At 31.9% G+C, this 14,970-nt stretch carries 15 protein-coding genes; 2 read left to right on the top strand and 13 right to left on the bottom strand.

The genetic code is table 11. The annotated features are described in order from the left end of the window. Window positions 1–11 precede the first annotated feature (11 nt). From L8X28_RS01900 to L8X28_RS01850, 11 genes are read right to left on the bottom strand one after another with little or no spacing between them, the layout of a single operon-like run. Window positions 12–602 (bottom strand): hypothetical protein, encoded by a 591-nt coding sequence (locus L8X28_RS01900; RefSeq protein ID WP_263665362.1) that lies wholly within the window; start codon window positions 600–602, stop codon window positions 12–14. 1 nt (window position 603) lies between these two features. After that, on the bottom strand, window positions 604–1,431 hold the full coding sequence (locus L8X28_RS01895; RefSeq protein ID WP_133319166.1) for an MlaD family protein: 828 nt from the start codon (window positions 1,429–1,431) through the stop codon (window positions 604–606). Beyond that, entirely contained in the window at window positions 1,431–2,153 is a 723-nt protein-coding gene (locus L8X28_RS01890) for an ABC transporter ATP-binding protein (protein WP_263665361.1), read from the bottom strand. Before L8X28_RS01890 ends, L8X28_RS01895 begins: the two co-directional genes overlap by 1 nt. Beyond that, a complete protein-coding gene (locus tag L8X28_RS01885) occupies window positions 2,150–3,250 on the bottom strand; it encodes an MlaE family lipid ABC transporter permease subunit (RefSeq protein ID WP_375154869.1) in 1,101 nt (366 codons plus the stop codon). Before L8X28_RS01885 ends, L8X28_RS01890 begins: the two co-directional genes overlap by 4 nt. A gap of 1 nt (window position 3,251) precedes the next feature. Further along, a complete protein-coding gene (gene tkt / locus L8X28_RS01880) occupies window positions 3,252–5,156 on the bottom strand; it encodes a transketolase (RefSeq protein WP_263665360.1) in 1,905 nt (634 codons plus the stop codon). Between the two features lie 3 nt (window positions 5,157–5,159). Next, a complete protein-coding gene (locus L8X28_RS01875) occupies window positions 5,160–6,005 on the bottom strand; it encodes a polyprenyl synthetase family protein (protein ID WP_263661464.1) in 846 nt (281 codons plus the stop codon). Continuing rightward, window positions 6,005–7,084, bottom strand: coding sequence for a PDZ domain-containing protein (locus L8X28_RS01870; RefSeq protein ID WP_220567026.1), 1,080 nt, complete (start codon window positions 7,082–7,084; stop codon window positions 6,005–6,007). Before L8X28_RS01870 ends, L8X28_RS01875 begins: the two co-directional genes overlap by 1 nt. After that, window positions 7,081–7,386 (bottom strand): YbaB/EbfC family nucleoid-associated protein, encoded by a 306-nt coding sequence (locus L8X28_RS01865; RefSeq protein WP_039667857.1) that lies wholly within the window; start codon window positions 7,384–7,386, stop codon window positions 7,081–7,083. The genes L8X28_RS01870 and L8X28_RS01865 overlap by 4 nt, the downstream gene beginning before the upstream one ends. Next, window positions 7,387–8,670, bottom strand: a complete 1,284-nt coding sequence (locus L8X28_RS01860; RefSeq protein WP_263665359.1) for a UDP-N-acetylmuramoyl-L-alanyl-D-glutamate--2,6-diaminopimelate ligase — start codon at window positions 8,668–8,670, stop codon at window positions 7,387–7,389. Then, window positions 8,654–9,193, bottom strand: coding sequence for a histidine kinase (locus L8X28_RS01855; protein WP_133319159.1), 540 nt, complete (start codon window positions 9,191–9,193; stop codon window positions 8,654–8,656). Before L8X28_RS01855 ends, L8X28_RS01860 begins: the two co-directional genes overlap by 17 nt. After that, a complete protein-coding gene (locus L8X28_RS01850; RefSeq protein ID WP_263665376.1) occupies window positions 9,180–9,449 on the bottom strand; it encodes a NifU family protein in 270 nt (89 codons plus the stop codon). The genes L8X28_RS01855 and L8X28_RS01850 overlap by 14 nt, the downstream gene beginning before the upstream one ends. 122 nt (window positions 9,450–9,571) lie before the next feature. On the opposite strand from L8X28_RS01850, the gene L8X28_RS01845 reads away from it, so the two are divergent. Next, window positions 9,572–10,813 carry a multidrug effflux MFS transporter gene (locus L8X28_RS01845; protein WP_263665358.1) on the top strand — a complete coding sequence of 414 codons (1,242 nt, stop codon included), beginning with the start codon at window positions 9,572–9,574 and terminating at the stop codon, window positions 10,811–10,813. Between the two features lie 133 nt (window positions 10,814–10,946). Beyond that, a complete protein-coding gene (locus L8X28_RS01840) occupies window positions 10,947–11,528 on the top strand; it encodes a zeta toxin family protein (protein ID WP_263665357.1) in 582 nt (193 codons plus the stop codon). A gap of 166 nt (window positions 11,529–11,694) precedes the next feature. Here the strand turns inward: L8X28_RS01840 and flgE are convergent, their stop codons facing one another. Both flgE and hisIE read right to left on the bottom strand, forming a co-directional pair. Next, window positions 11,695–14,112, bottom strand: coding sequence for a flagellar hook protein FlgE (gene flgE, locus L8X28_RS01835; protein WP_263665356.1), 2,418 nt, complete (start codon window positions 14,110–14,112; stop codon window positions 11,695–11,697). Between the two features lie 223 nt (window positions 14,113–14,335). Beyond that, window positions 14,336–14,962 carry a bifunctional phosphoribosyl-AMP cyclohydrolase/phosphoribosyl-ATP diphosphatase HisIE gene (gene hisIE / locus L8X28_RS01830; RefSeq protein WP_133319155.1) on the bottom strand — a complete coding sequence of 209 codons (627 nt, stop codon included), beginning with the start codon at window positions 14,960–14,962 and terminating at the stop codon, window positions 14,336–14,338. Window positions 14,963–14,970 lie beyond the last annotated feature (8 nt).

The raw sequence follows: 14,970 nt of genomic DNA, 5'->3' as shown, positions 1-14,970 counted from the left end.
AAAAGCATTTTTTATTCCAAATTTTGATCTATCCAAACTCTAAAATCTTTAGCAAAAAGCAAAAAAACCTCATCATAGTTTTGGATTAAAATTTGAGGATTATTATCATTTAATTCTTTTTCATAGTAAAAGTACTTACTCGCTATAAGTTTTTTAGTGTTTATTTGCACTAAATTTAAATTAATACCAAACTTTATTTTAGAATGCAACTCATCACTAAAATCTTGCTCTAAAATATCCACTTTACTTTCTAAAACATAATCAGCACTAGCTAGACTATCTTGATTTAAAACTGCTTTAAATACCCCCAAATCTTGCAAATGAAATTCCAAAAAAGATTTTATCATTAAAGCAGGATTTTCTTTCCAAAAATGATAAGCATAGGTATTAATAGTATAATCTTTTTTATAAAAAATTTCATTAGTATAAGCTAAGCCTTTAGGTAAGGAAACTATAATAGTTGCATTTTTTTTATTTTGACTTTGCTCTAGCTTTTCTAAATTAATACTAAAATATTTATTTGCAGGTAAAGTTTGACTTGGATTAATCAAAGAGCAAGCACTAAAAAAAATAGCTATTAAACTAATATATAAATATCTCATTTTATTCTCCTGGAGCATATTGAGTAGCCTTATCTTTATAAATTATATCTGAAGGATTTTGCTTTAAAATATTTAATAATTGCGTAAAATCTAAAAACAAAACTCTTAAAATATCCAAATTTTCATTTAAGAGCATTCTACTTTTATTAAGCTCATTAAGTTGGCCATTAGCATTGTTTAAAAAATTTGAAAATTCATCTGCACTTTTGCCAAGTTTAGAGCTTGTTTTATTTAAATTTGCTAAAAATGCTGGTACATTAGCATTTAAATGTGCAGAAAATTCTGATGAATTTTGCAAAATTTGCTCTATGTTTTTTAAATTTTTATCACTTAAGAGTTTTTCTAATTTTATTTTTGAACTTGTGATTAGTTCTAATAAATTTGAAGTTTGCTTATCTATGCTTGCAAAAAAACTTTCTTTTGATTTTATAATAGGATAAACATCATCACCTGCTCTCAAAACACTAGCTTCCTCACTACCTCCTGCAAGCTGAATAAATTTAAATCCTGTTATGCCTTGAATTTGCAAACTTGCATAAGTATCTGTTTTAACAACCAAACTAGAATCAAGCTTAACTAAAATTTTTACTCTTAGTTGCTTACTTGAGCTATCTATACTGATATTTTCAACACTTCCAACATCTACTCCTAAAAATTTAACTGGAGCTTTTACACTAAGTCCTGCAACTGATTCTTCCATATAAATTTCATAATATTTGAATGATTTTTCATCTTTTAAATTTCCATACCACACTATAAAAAACAAACTGATAAAAAATAACACACAAACAAAAATTCCAATCAAAATATAATTTGCTTTGTTTTCCATTATTGCATAAACCTCTCATAAAGTCTTGGATTTTGCTCTTGCAAAGCCTCGACATTTCCCAAAAAACCAACTTTTTTTTCTTCTATAATCAAAAAGCGGTTTAAAACATTTTTCATACTCTCTTTATCATGAGTAATTAAGACTACACATAATTTAAAGCTTTGTTTTAAACTCAAAAGCAACTCATCAAATTCTCTTGAGCTATAAGGATCAAGCCCTGAAGTTGGCTCATCTAAAAAAAGTAATTTAGAATCAAGTGCCAAAGCTCTAGCTATGGCCACTCTTTTTTTCATACCCCCACTTAACTCACTAGGATAAAGCTTTGCCACGCTCTCATCAAGCCCTACCATCTTAAGCTTCATCATAGCTATTTCTTTAATGTCGTTTTTGCTAAGTTTTGTGTATTCAACCAAAGGTATGCTAATGTTTTCAAGTATATTAAAAAAGCTAAATAATGCTCCATATTGAAAAACAACACCCCATTGTTTTTGCAAAAACAAAGCATCTTCATCGCTTATATTTTTTAATTTCTTGCCTAGAATTTCATACTCACCCTTATCAAAATGCTCAAGCATTAACATTTGTCTTAAAAGCACAGATTTACCACTACCACTACCACCTAAAATGCCAAAAATTTCATTATCTTGCACTTCAAAGCTAATATCTTCATGCACACATTTACTTCCAAAATAAGTGCTGATATTTTTAGCCTTTATAATCAAAATCCAGCCTTTGTCAAAAATACAGAGAAAATCGCATCAAAAGCTATTACCCAAAAAATAGCATTTACCACACTTTTTGTCGTATAAACACCTATGCTTTCGGTAGTTTTTTGTACAAAAAATCCTCTAAAACAAGCAATAGAAGCAATCAAAAATCCAAAAATAGGTGCTTTTATAAGCCCTATGATAATATGTTTTAGCTCCACTGCTTCTTTAAAACGACTCATAAACTCACTCGCACTAATTTCTAAACTAAACCAAGCAACTACAATTCCACCTATAATACTTAAAATATCAGCTACTATTACTACCAAAGGCATAGCAAGTGCTAAAGCTAAAACTCTAGGCAAAATGATAAATTCACTTTCTTTAAAACCCATAGTTTTCATCGCATCAATTTCATCAGTAAGTTTCATTACTCCAATTTGAGCTGTATAAGAACTTGCACTCCTGCCTGCAATAACAATAGCACTAATTAATGGTGCAAGCTCTCTAGTGGCAGAAATTCCCATTAAATCGACAATATAAATATTAGCTCCAAATTGTGCAAGTTGATACGCAGCTTGATAAGCAAGCACCACACCCACAAGCAATGAAGTTAGCATAATAATAGGTAAAGCATTAATAGCGCTATTTTCTACATGATATAAAAATGCCTTAAAGCGAAGTTTTTTAGGGTTTAAAAGTGTTTTAAAACAAGTATAAATAATAAGTCCTATGAAATTTAAAAACTGCACTAAAATTGTAAAAGAATTTGCAACTTTCTTTCCTAAATTTTCAAAAAAATCTTTGATTGTTTTTTTATCTTCATAAGAATCACAAAAGCTTTTGTAGTGTTTTTGACAAAGTTCAAAAAGCTTAGCATGCTCGCTTTTAAGATTTATCCTACTAAACTCAAAACCTTTTTGCTTAAATTCATTTTCTAAAGCTAGAAAATACCTAATCCCAGCAGTATCTATAAAATCTAAATTTGCAAAATCAAAAATAATATTTTTTTGAGTAGGAAAATCTAATTTTTCCAATTTTCCTACGCTTGTTTTATCCCATATACCAAAGACGCTAAAAATGCATTCTTGATTTTTAACATCTTTAATTATTTTATTTTTCATTACATAGGCTTAAAATATATGAGCTTAATTTCTCCTCACTAAATCCAAAATGCTCAAATACATCTTTATCTTTACCACTCTCACCAAAACTTTCTATACCATAAAGCTCATCACAAATTCTATAAAGCTCGTTTGAATTTGCAGCTTCCACGCCTATAACCTTACCTTGTAAAATTCTTTCTTTATAAGATTTTTCTTGAGCAATAAATAACTCATAACAAGGCATAGAAACCACATTAGCAATCACACCTTTTTCTTTTAAAATCTTAGCTGTTTTTACACATAATGACACTTCACTACCACTTGCTAAAAGTGTAAATTGCGCATTTGCGTTTTCTTCTAATAAATAAGCCCCATTTTCAACATCTCCAAAAACAGGCTCGCTTAAAGCACTTAATTTTTGACGCGATAAAACAAAAACACTTGGCATATTAGTTTTAAGTGCAATCTGCCATGCTTTTACATTTTCAACCCCATCAGCTACTCTAAATGTCAATGAATTTGGCATAGCTCTAAAAGTGCTAAGCTGCTCTATAGGTTGGTGTGTTGGGCCATCTTCACCTACACCTATACTATCGTGAGTAAAGATGAAAAAGTGTTTAGCCCTCATCAAAGCCGCTATTCTTGCAGCAGGTTTTAAATACTCACTAAATATAAAAAAAGTAGCACAATAAGGCAAAAACAAACCATATCTTGCAAAAGCATTTGATATAGCAGCCATTGCATGCTCTCTTATACCATAGTGGATATTTTTTCCATTTGGAAAATCGCCCATATCTTTGAGTTCGGTTTTATTTGATGGACCTAAATCTGCACTACCACCTAAAAACCCTGGTAAAGCTTTAGCAATAGCATTTAAAATCATACCATTGCTATCTCTAGTAGCTAGATCTTTTCCTTTAAAATCAGGAAATTGTATTTTTGAAAAATCAGGCTCTAAAAGCTCTTTTAGCAATGCTTGCTTCTCTGCATTTAAATTTTGCACTTTTTGATTCCATTTAGCTTGTGCTAAATCCCCAAGTTCTATTGCTCCACTAAAGCGAATTTTAACTTCTTCTGGGATTTCAAAAGTTTTTTGTGGATCAAAACCTAAAGCCTCTTTTGCCTTTTTTATAAGCTCTTCGCCCAAAGGTGCTCCGTGAGAATGATGACTTCCCTCAAGATCTAAAGCTCCTTTAGCTATGGTAGTATGAGCGATAATTAAACAAGGCTTTTTGCTTTCTTTAGCAGTTTTTAATGCTAAATCAATTTGCTCAAAATCATGCCCATCTATCTCAAGTACTTCAAAATTTTGCGCTCTAAAACGCTCTTTTACATTTTCATTAAAAGCAATAGCCACATCACCTTCAATTGAAATATTATTGCTATCATAAATGATGATTAAATTATCAAGGTTATGCACACCTGCCAAAGAACAAGCCTCATAAGAAATTCCTTCTTGTAAATCTCCATCACCGCATAAACAATATACTTTATGATTGATAATATCCTCACCCAAAAGCAAACTTGCTTTTTTAGCTGCCATAGCAAAACCAACCGCATTTGCAATGCCTTGTCCTAAAGGTCCTGTGGCGATTTCAACACCTGGAGTGAAAATTTCAGGATGACCTGGGGTTTTAGAGTGTAATTGACGGAAATTTTTTAAATCTTCTAAACTTACATCATAACCGCTCAAATGTAAAAAGCTATAAAGCAAAGCACTAGCATGACCACCTGAAAAGACTAATCTATCGCGGTTTAACCATGTAGGATCTTTTGGATTATGCACTAAATGAGCACTTAAAACACTTATAATATCTGCTAAACCCATTGGAGCACCTGGGTGGCCTGAATTTGCTTTTTGCACCATATCCGCACATAAAAATCTTATAGTGTTGGCTTGTTTTTGTAACATTGTTTAACCTTTTAAATATTTATCAATCAAAATTTGAAGCTCATTAGCAAGCTTAGAGTCTAAATTTTTCATTTTTTCTTCACATAAAGCAATTTTATCATCTTTTGCCTTTTTAGCACCTTCTAAACCTAAAAGTTTAACAAAAGAATTTTTATGCAAATCATTATGAGTTGGCTTTCCTGCTTCTTGAGTATCTAAAGTCGCATCGATAATGTCATCTTTAATTTGAAAAACTAATCCTATCAAAAGTCCTATTTCATAAATTTGCTCGCATTCTTTTTCATCTAACTCACAAATTTCACAACCCATTTTTAAAGCCGCTGCAATCAATCTTGCAGTTTTATGAATGTGCAAAAACTCAACTTGCTCTAAATTTAAAGGCATATCTTCAAAATAACAATCAATAGCTTGCCCGATAATCATACCGCCAAGCCCTGCATTAAAGGCTAGAGTTTCTATGAGTTTTAATCTAACATTTTCTTTTAAATTAAGCTTAGAAAGAAGTAAAAAAGCTTGAGTATTTAAAGCATCGCCCACTAAAATAGCCGTAGTTTCATCATATTTTTTGTGTAAAGTTTGCTTTCCTCTACGCAAAGAAGCATCATCCATAGCGGGTAAATCATCATGTATTAAAGAGTAAGTGTGGATAAATTCCAAAGCCAAAGCTGCATTTAAAGCCTTTTCAAACAAAGCAGGATTTTTAGCATTAACTATACCCAAAAGCAGTTGGGCTCTAAAATGCTTCCCACCAGCTTCTAACATCCATTTTAATGCTTCATTAAAAAATGGATGAAAACTTTGAGTTTTAGGAAAATTTTGCTCTAAATGCTGTTTGAATTTTTCTAAAATCACTTATTTAGCCTTATAAAAAAGTCAAAGTATCCTTTATTAAAATGCTCAAAGTCATTATTTTTCGCTGAAGGGATATTGCTTGCTTGTCTTGAGACTAGAATATCAAAAGTATTAGCTTGAGCTAAAACAGCTTGAAGTTCATTAAAATTGTTGATTTTTTGATTATTAATTCTTAAAATTTTATCCCCTTTTAAAAATCCAGCCATTTGTGCTTTAGAATTTGGAGTAACTTCTGTAATATTCATTTTCATATCTACGCGCAATCCTAGATTGCTATAAAAAGAACTTGGCTTAGCTTGAACCACTTTTTTAGGCTTAGCAAATGCACCCAAGTCTTTATCAAAAACCATAGTGGAGATATTAACATCTTTATTATCTCTTAATACATTAAAGTATAAAGTTGCACCGCGATCAGCAAATAAAATTTTTTCATTTAGTTTTCTTAAATCATCATAAGCTTGTCCATCAACACTCACAAGCTCATCATTAAGTAAAAATTGTCCATTTTTACGCACATTTTTAACATAAATTTTGCCATCACGCATATCAAAATCCACACCTATATCACCCCAATAAGCATCAGGATATTTTGCAAAGTGTTTTAAATAACGATTACCTATAAGTTTGCCATCTTCTAAACTTATACCAAGCATTTTACAACACGGCGAGTTAAGCTCTCCGATTTTAGAAGCAAAGTCAAGTTGATCACGCTCTGTCAAACTTTGCCCAAAATACTTCAAATGTCCTATATAGCTTTTATTGCTATCTAAAATTCCCACCCAACTATTGCGTGTTAAATCTTCTTCATTTCCCATAGGTGCAGGAATTAAACTAAAATCTGTTTTTACTAAATACAAATTTAAAAAGGGATCATATTTAGTATAGCTGTTTAATTTCGCGTTTTTAGTTTTAACTACTGCTAAAGTATTTTCATTTAAAGCAAAAGCAGGTAAGCCCTCATAAATCAACATACTAGCTTTATTTTTTTCATAACAACCCAAAAAATCATTAAAAGTCGGTCTTGGCACAGCAAAAAGTGTGCAAACTACACCCAAAATACAAAGTAAAATTCTCATAGCATTCCCATTCCGCTAAATAAATTACTAGCCATTGATTTTTTATTTTGTTCTACCATTTTCATCACATCATTAATCGCTGCTATTAGTAAAATTTGCATAGACTCTTTATCTTCTAACAAAGAATCATCAATGTTTATATCGATGATTTCACCTTTTCCATTAGCACTAACTTTTACTAAACCACCACCACTTTTTGCACTAAATTCTTTTTTTAAAGCTTCTTGCTCTAATTCATTTGCTTTTTCTTGAGCCTTAGTTAAAAGCTCGCCCATTTTAGAAAAATCCATATTTTCAAACATTTATTTTCCTTCTTTTAATATCTCTAATACTACTTCTTTATCATTAAAAGGATATTTTACACCCTTGATTTCTTGATAAGTCTCATCGCCCTTACCCAAAATCACTACAAAATCATCTTTTGTTTTAAGCTCTAATGCTTTTTTGATCGCTTCTTTTCTATCACATTCTACAAAAACACTCTCATCTTTTTCTATACCATTTAAAATATCATTAATTATATCCATTGGCTCTTCTGAACGCGGATTATCACTTGTGATGATGAGTTTTTTAGCATAGTGTTTGACAACTTTAGCCATTAACGGACGCTTAGTTTTATCTCTATCTCCCCCTGCTCCAAAAACTACAATCAAATCACGATATTTTAAAGCATCTAAAACTTTTTCTATGCCATCGGGCGTATGAGCAAAATCTACAATCACATCTTTTGCAACCACTTGCATTCTACCCTCAATGCCGCCAAAATTACTAATGGCCTTTTCAAGCTCTTTTAAATTTGGCTTAACAAGTTCATTTACACAAGCGCTTGCAGCCAAAAGATTATAAAGATTAAAAAGCCCCACCAAAGAAGAATCAATCATAAAAGTTTCTTTACCAAAATTTACCACAGCTTCAATGCCATTTTTTAAAGCATAAGCTTTAATGTGGTAATAACTTGGATTTTCCACTCCATAAGTAAAAGCACCTTTGACATTAAAATTTATAGCTTTTGCATCTTTGTTGATAAATTTCATACACTCATCGGTAAAAAAACTTTCTTTTGCCGCTTGGTAGTTTTGAAAATCCCCATGAAAATCTAAATGATCTTGAGTGATGTTAGTAAAAATTTTAGCCTTAAACTCAAGCCCTTCAATGCGATTTTGCACCAAAGCATGCGAGCTTACTTCCATAATCAAAAATTCACATTTTTCCTTGCTTGCTAAAGATAAAAGCTCTAAGGTTTGTAAAATAGGAGCAGTAGTTAAGCCTTTTGGAGTGATATTTTTATCATTTATAAAACTACCCCTAGTTCCCATTAAGGCACATTTATAACCTAAATCAAGCAAGATAGAGTAAATAGCGCCCGCAGTAGTTGTCTTGCCATTTGTGCCTGTAATGCCTATGATTTTAATATTTTCATCTATATTTAAAAGCTTCTTGCATTCGCCAATGCCAATAACTTTTGCTTGTTTTTCTAAAGCTTGATGAAGAAATTTTTCATTTTGAGTAGTTTTTAAGAAAAAACAATCTTTTTCGCATTCATTAGAATTATCACAAATGAAAGTATTTTCAATCTTTACTATCATAATTTAATTCCTTGATTTTCTCACTAAGCTTAATAAATCTATAATTAGAATAAAAATGCGCTGAAACATCTTCCATATAAGCTACGAGCATATCTTTATAACCATGTTCTAAAAGCTTTTCTAAAAAATCCACAAAATCTTCTTTATCGTTAATAATAAGTTTATTAGATATTATAACATTTTCTAAAGCTTGTTTAAACCCAACTTTTGCTTCGCTAAGTAAAAAATCTTGATAACTCAAGCCCTCAAAATCTTCGCTATCTTCTTCAAACTGCACACTTTGGCTAAGATTAATGAGTTTTTCTAAGTCTTTATCTACTTTAGTATTTTTATAATTTTGCATAAAAAATTCAAAAAAAACAAAAGCTTCTTCAGGGCTTTTTAAAGCCAAATCACAAATATTAATAAAAGTTAAAAGTCTCTTATTTTTACGCTTTTCATAAGCAAGAGAAAAATACATCTTAGCATTTTTAAAATCTTTTTTGTAAAAACATTCTATGGCTATTTTTTTATAATTTTGCAAATTCGCTTTCCCCGCCTGCTAAATTTACTATAGTAATATCTGGATGTATATCGATTTTAAGTTGTTTTTCCAAGCCATATTTCAAAGTCATCCCACTAGCTGGGCAGCCATGACAAGCTCCGGTTAGCTTCACATAAACTACACCATTTTTCACACCCAAAAAATCAAGCCCTCCGCCATCATTTTCTAAAATATGCATAGTTTTAGCTAGACTGGCTTTTACAGGTTCGATTAATTCCTCATCACTAAAAGGCATATTCATAATTTTTCCTTGATTATTTTTAGTTTAATTTTATCTTATTTGCCTTTAAAAAATGTAAATTATTGTTTATTTTAGACTTTTTGCTATACAATGGTAAAAAGACTTTAGGAAATTTTATGCAAAAACACACCCAAATAAAAGGTTTTGAAAAACTCAAACTCATTATCATACTAGGCTTTTTATCTGCCATAGCACCACTTTCAACTGATATGTATTTACCTGCTTTAAATGAAGTAGAAAAAAGCTTTCAAACAAATTCTTTTTACACTCAACTTTCTCTTGCAAGTTTTTTCATCGCCTTTTCTTTAGGTCAGCTTTTATATGGACCATTAAGTGATGTATATGGCAGAAAAAAACCTTTATATATAGGACTTTTTATTTTTATTTCTTCAAGTATTGCTTGTGTTTTAGTTGATTCCATTCATGCTTTTATAGCTTTGCGTTTTTTTGAAGCTTTAGGGGGTTGCGTGGGTGTAGTCGTAGCAAGAGCTATAGTAAATGATGTTTTTGAGCTTAAAGAAGCAGCAGGAGTTTATGCTTTAATGATGGTTTTTACTTCTTTAGCACCTATGCTTTCTCCTACTTTTGGTGGAATTTTACTTGAATTTTTTTCTTGGCGTAGTATATTTTTAACATTGTTTATCTTAGGCTTTATTTTATTTTTACTTGTTATTTTTGTTCTAAAAGAAAGCAATCACAACACCAAAGGAAAAAAATTCAATCACAAAGAGGTTACAAAAAGTTACAAAAAAGTTTTAAAAGATCGCCGTTTTATAGTGTATTTGCTTTGTGGAAATTTAATATTTGCAGGTTTTTTTGCTTATTTAACCGGCTCATCTTTTGTTTTTACACGCGTTTTTGGATTAAGCGAGCAACAATACGCAGCCCTTTTTGGAGCTCATGCTCTAAGCTTTGTTATATGTGCAAATATCAATGCAAGATTAGTCCTTAGATTTTCTCCTTATTATATACTCCCTAGAGCGCTTATGGTAATTACTTTTTTAACTTTTTTACTCATTTTGGGTGCAACTTTTGAGCTAGGTTTTTGGGCTTTTGAAATTCCTTTGTGTTTTATCATAGCAAGTTTGGGTTTTATCCTGCCAAATACCACAACCTTAGCTATGGCAAGATCAAAACAAAATGCAGGCAGTGCTTCAGCACTCTTAGGTGCAGCACAATTTGCTATGGCGGGAGTAATGGCATTTTTAGTAAGTCTTTTAAATGCTAATACACCTATATTTTTATCACTTATTTTAGGAACTTGCACATTTTTATCTTTGATTTCTTATCTAAGTTTGATTAATAAAAGAAAGTTAAATAAAATCAAAAAGAAGTTAAGCGTGATTTCTCACGCTTAATTAAGCAATATTTTTGAAAAGATTCACTAACTATATCGAACCTTTTTCAAAAAACTTTATATTTATTTTCAAAACACTTATAAACAATTTATGTTAAAATTTCTCATCAATCAATAAAATAAAGGCTTTATTAATGAAAAAAATAGCTACTATTTTTGCAGGAGCCGAAGGATGTGGAAAAACTACCTTATATTATAATGAACTTGAAAAAAACAAAGACTTTGGACTTAGAATCAACATCGATGAAATCGTAAGTAGCTTTGGTGATTGGAAAAATCAAGAAGATCAATTTAGAGCTTCAAGGATAGCCATTAAAATGCGTGAAAACTATATTAAAAAAGCTTATGATTTTAACCAAGAAACCACACTTTGTGGCACTAGCATTTTATCTTTATTCAAAAAGCTACAAAAAAATTCTTACACTATAAATCTTTACTACATCGGACTAGACTCTCCAAACACAGCAAAACAAAGAGTTAAAATTCGCGTAGCTAAAGGCGGGCATGATATAAAAGAAGAACTTATAGAAAAAAGATACTACGAGTCTTTACAAAATTTTAACACCGTTGCCAAATTCTGTAATCGCATTACTATTTTTGACAATACTCAAAATTATAAAAAACTCTTAGAATTTAAAAACAACAGGCTAGAAGTATTTGAAACTACCAAATGGCTAGAACCATTAATGATAAATTTTAAAAACCAAAGTTTATAAATTTTTATTTTAACTTGTCGATATGCAAATCATGCTACTCACTCCTTAAGGCAAGAAAGAAGTGAGTTAGCAATAGATTGAAGGCTTCAAGGCTATCAAGTATTACAAGGCTACCTCGATAACCTTGTAAAGCTTGATCCCAAGGTTTTAAAACCTTGGGTTAAAATTATTGTTTTAATTGAAGCAAAGTATTTAAAAGCTGATCACTTGTGGTAATCGTTTTTGAGTTTGCTTGATAACCCCTTTGGATTACGATAAGCTCTGTTAATGCACGACTTAAATCCACATTTGACATTTCTATAGCTGAGCCTTTTAAGCCCCCTCTACCGCCTTCGCCCGCATGACCTATGGTAGCTGTTCCTGAGTTTGCTGTCGCTTTATAAAGGTTATTACCCATTTCTTCAAGACCCATATTATTTGGGAAAGTAGCTAGAGCAACCTTAGCTAGCGCTAGAGTTTTACCATTTGTAAATTCTCCATAGATATAACCATTCTCATCAGTTCTTAATGCGTCTGGCTTTAGATTACCCCCTGTGTAACCATCTGTTTCTTGTTTAGTAGTAGATGAGTCTTTATCATAGCTTGTTAAACCATCAAAACCACCTGTTGTTCCAAAGTCAAGTTTTATAACTTGATCAGGTTTTGAGCCGTTATTTCCGGTGAAATTTAATACATTTGGTGTATAGCTTTGAAGTGAGCCATCATTACCAAATCTTAAATTTCCTACCACTATATTTCCAGGAGCACCATCACCGCTAAAATTAATCTCTGCAGGTTCAGGCACTGAAATGATGATAGACCATTCAGCCCCACCATCTGCTGTTTTAGTTTGTTTGGTAAATTGCACGGTTAGCTCATGTCTAGTTCCTAATGAGTCAAAAATCTCTATACTAGCAGTATGAGCTGAAAGATACATGTCTTGAGAATATTTTTCATTATTACCTGCGTTGAAATTTCCATCTAAGGCACTAAACATCGCTGTGAATTTATCATTTGTAGCGATTTTGTTTGCCTCATTAGAATAACCTGTAACTTTAAAAGTCATATCTTTAGCATTATCGCCAGCTGGATTTGTGATTTTAAATCTACCATCACTTTCTACCACTACTTCTACGCCAGGATTAGCATCAGCTCCAACTGCCCCATTAGCCCAATTCACTATACTTCCGCTTCCATCATAATCAACAGCATATCTTGCATCTCTTTGTAAAAGCTCTCTTAAATCTTCAGTAGTATGGAAAGTTCTTTGTCCATTTGCACTAGGCATATTCGCTTGTTCAGCTGTTTGTGCATTTGGATTAGGATTTGCTCCTATATCCACATTATTAGAACTATAAATATACTCATGAGCTGTAATTACCTCTACATTTGCCCTACCTAGAATAGCATTGCCAACATTTGGAACTTTATTTAAATCTGCATTTTGTAACTCATCTGCTGTAAAATTAATAGTTTCTCCAGCTGTATTTGTTGGACCCATAGATATATTAATATTTTTAGTTTTTGATGTAGTTCCAGTGCTATTATCATTTGTAAAAGTCATTCTACCATCTACTATAGAAGCTACTACACCTGTTTCTGATGTCTTAGCATTGATAGCATTGATAAAAGTATCTTGTCCTACGCCTGTAGCTTGGATTCTAGTTCCATTAATAGTTATATCTAAAGTAGCAGGCACTTGAGTTCCATTTGTATTAGTATAACCCCAAAAAGAATAATCTGTATTGGCAATCATTTTAGCTTGTTCAGAAGGAACATTAGTTGGAAATGGATTCTGGGTAGTCCATTTAGCATCAGCAAAACTTACCCACATACCTTGTCCATTTCTTAGATTTAAACCCTCACCTTGAGCGTTAAACACTACGCCCATATCTACACCTTTTTCAGTTACTTGGGCTCCACTTTTAGAAGTAGTATAAAACTCAGTATGTCCAGTATCATTTTCATCTATCGCTGTTCCAGTATCTTCTCTTCTACCATGAGTAGAATCAAGAGCATAAATAGGTCTTTTAGCAGAAGCATTCATACCTAAAGTATTACCACTATCTAAATTTGCTGTAAGGCTTACTGAAGTACTTGCTCTAGCAGGCATGCTCATACCAGGTGGGATAACTATATCTTGCACTGAAGTTGAAGAGTCAATTTGCCCTGTTTCTTGATTATAATTCCAGCCTTGAACGGTGTAGCCGTTATTATCTACGAAATTTCCTACTGCGTCTGTTTTAAAGTCCCCTGCACGGGTGAAAAACTGCGTAGTGCCACCATCATTTGAAACGATGAAAAATCCATCACCATTGATAGCCATATCGGTGTTTTTGTCTGTAGTTTGGATATTACCTTGAGAGTGAATTCTAGTAGTAGAATTTACACCTGCACCAAGTCCAACTTGCATAGGGTTTTTACCACCTAGGTTGCCATCTGGAGCTGTAGCTATCTTAGAAGTTTGACTCATAAGCGTTGAGAAATCCGCACGAGAATATTTAAAACCAAATGTATTAACATTGGCTATGTTATTACCTTCTACATCCATTGCGTATTGGTGTGCTTGGAGTCCTGAAACCCCAGCCCAAAGAGATCTCATCATAATTAAATCCTTTAAAAAATATTGCTTTGTGATTACTTCACAATCTACTATTGCTTAGCCAAGATAAAGCAATAAGTGTTCCAAAAATACAAATAAAATGAAATTAAAAAGTAGAAAATAAATCAAAAATTAGATTTTAATGTGTAAAGTTTTTTTAAAATTACTCGATATAGTCAGTGAATCTTTTCAAAAATATTGCTTAATTAAGCGTGAGAAATCACGCTTAACTTTTATTTCTTTCTTTTAATTTAGCAATCACATCATTTAAACTCAAATCCGCATCAGCTAATAACACTTCTAAATGATAAAGTAAATCAGCAGCTTCATTTATCAACTCATCTTTATCTTTAATAGTAGCAGCCAAAGCGGTTTCAACGCCTTCTTCACCTACTTTTTGTGCTATGCGTTTAGTGCCTTTTGAAAAAAGTTCGGCCGTGTAAGAAGAGCTTGCACAAGTGTTTTTGCGTGAGTTTATAAGTCTTTCAAGACGCGATAAAAACACAAAATCAGCTTTTTTAGAAAGCGTTTCAAAACAAGAAGTATCGCCTGTATGACAAGTAGCGCCTTGAGCTTTTACAAGGATTAAAATACAATCTCTATCGCAATCAAGTCCCATATCTATGATATGCAAGAAATTCCCGCTTTGCTCACCTTTCATCCACAAACGCTCTTTAGTGCGTGAGTAAAATACAACCTTTTGGTGCTTAAAACTCTCTCTTAGAGCTTGTTCATTCATAAAACCTTGCATTAAAACTTCACAAGAATGATAATCTTGGATTATCACAGGGATAAGGTTATTTACCTTTTGCCAATTTATACTTTTTATAAATTCTTCTTCATTTATACCCATAGTTTTTC

Origin of the sequence: Campylobacter sp. CNRCH_2016_0050h (assembly GCF_025772605.1) — a bacterium.
Taxonomy (GTDB): Bacteria; Campylobacterota; Campylobacteria; order Campylobacterales; family Campylobacteraceae; genus Campylobacter_D; species Campylobacter_D lari_D.
Note: the sequence above shows the minus strand (reverse complement) of the source record. Positions and strands in the feature narration are given on the sequence as shown.

Bases quoted from the DNA above. Each gene is read 5' to 3' on its own strand.
- L8X28_RS01860 (WP_263665359.1), bottom strand. From the start codon at position 8,670: ATGATAGTAAAGATTGAAAATACTTTCATTTGTGATAATTCTAATGAA.
- tkt (WP_263665360.1), bottom strand. From the start codon at position 5,156: ATGTTACAAAAACAAGCCAACACTATAAGATTTTTATGTGCGGATATG.
- L8X28_RS01865 (WP_039667857.1), bottom strand. From the start codon at position 7,386: ATGTTTGAAAATATGGATTTTTCTAAAATGGGCGAGCTTTTAACTAAG.
- flgE (WP_263665356.1), bottom strand. From the start codon at position 14,112: ATGATGAGATCTCTTTGGGCTGGGGTTTCAGGACTCCAAGCACACCAA.
- L8X28_RS01895 (WP_133319166.1), bottom strand. From the start codon at position 1,431: ATGGAAAACAAAGCAAATTATATTTTGATTGGAATTTTTGTTTGTGTG.
- L8X28_RS01845 (WP_263665358.1), top strand. From the start codon at position 9,572: ATGCAAAAACACACCCAAATAAAAGGTTTTGAAAAACTCAAACTCATT.
- L8X28_RS01870 (WP_220567026.1), bottom strand. From the start codon at position 7,084: ATGAGAATTTTACTTTGTATTTTGGGTGTAGTTTGCACACTTTTTGCT.
- hisIE (WP_133319155.1), bottom strand. From the start codon at position 14,962: ATGGGTATAAATGAAGAAGAATTTATAAAAAGTATAAATTGGCAAAAG.
- L8X28_RS01840 (WP_263665357.1), top strand. From the start codon at position 10,947: ATGAAAAAAATAGCTACTATTTTTGCAGGAGCCGAAGGATGTGGAAAA.
- L8X28_RS01850 (WP_263665376.1), bottom strand. From the start codon at position 9,449: ATGCCTTTTAGTGATGAGGAATTAATCGAACCTGTAAAAGCCAGTCTA.
- L8X28_RS01900 (WP_263665362.1), bottom strand. From the start codon at position 602: ATGAGATATTTATATATTAGTTTAATAGCTATTTTTTTTAGTGCTTGC.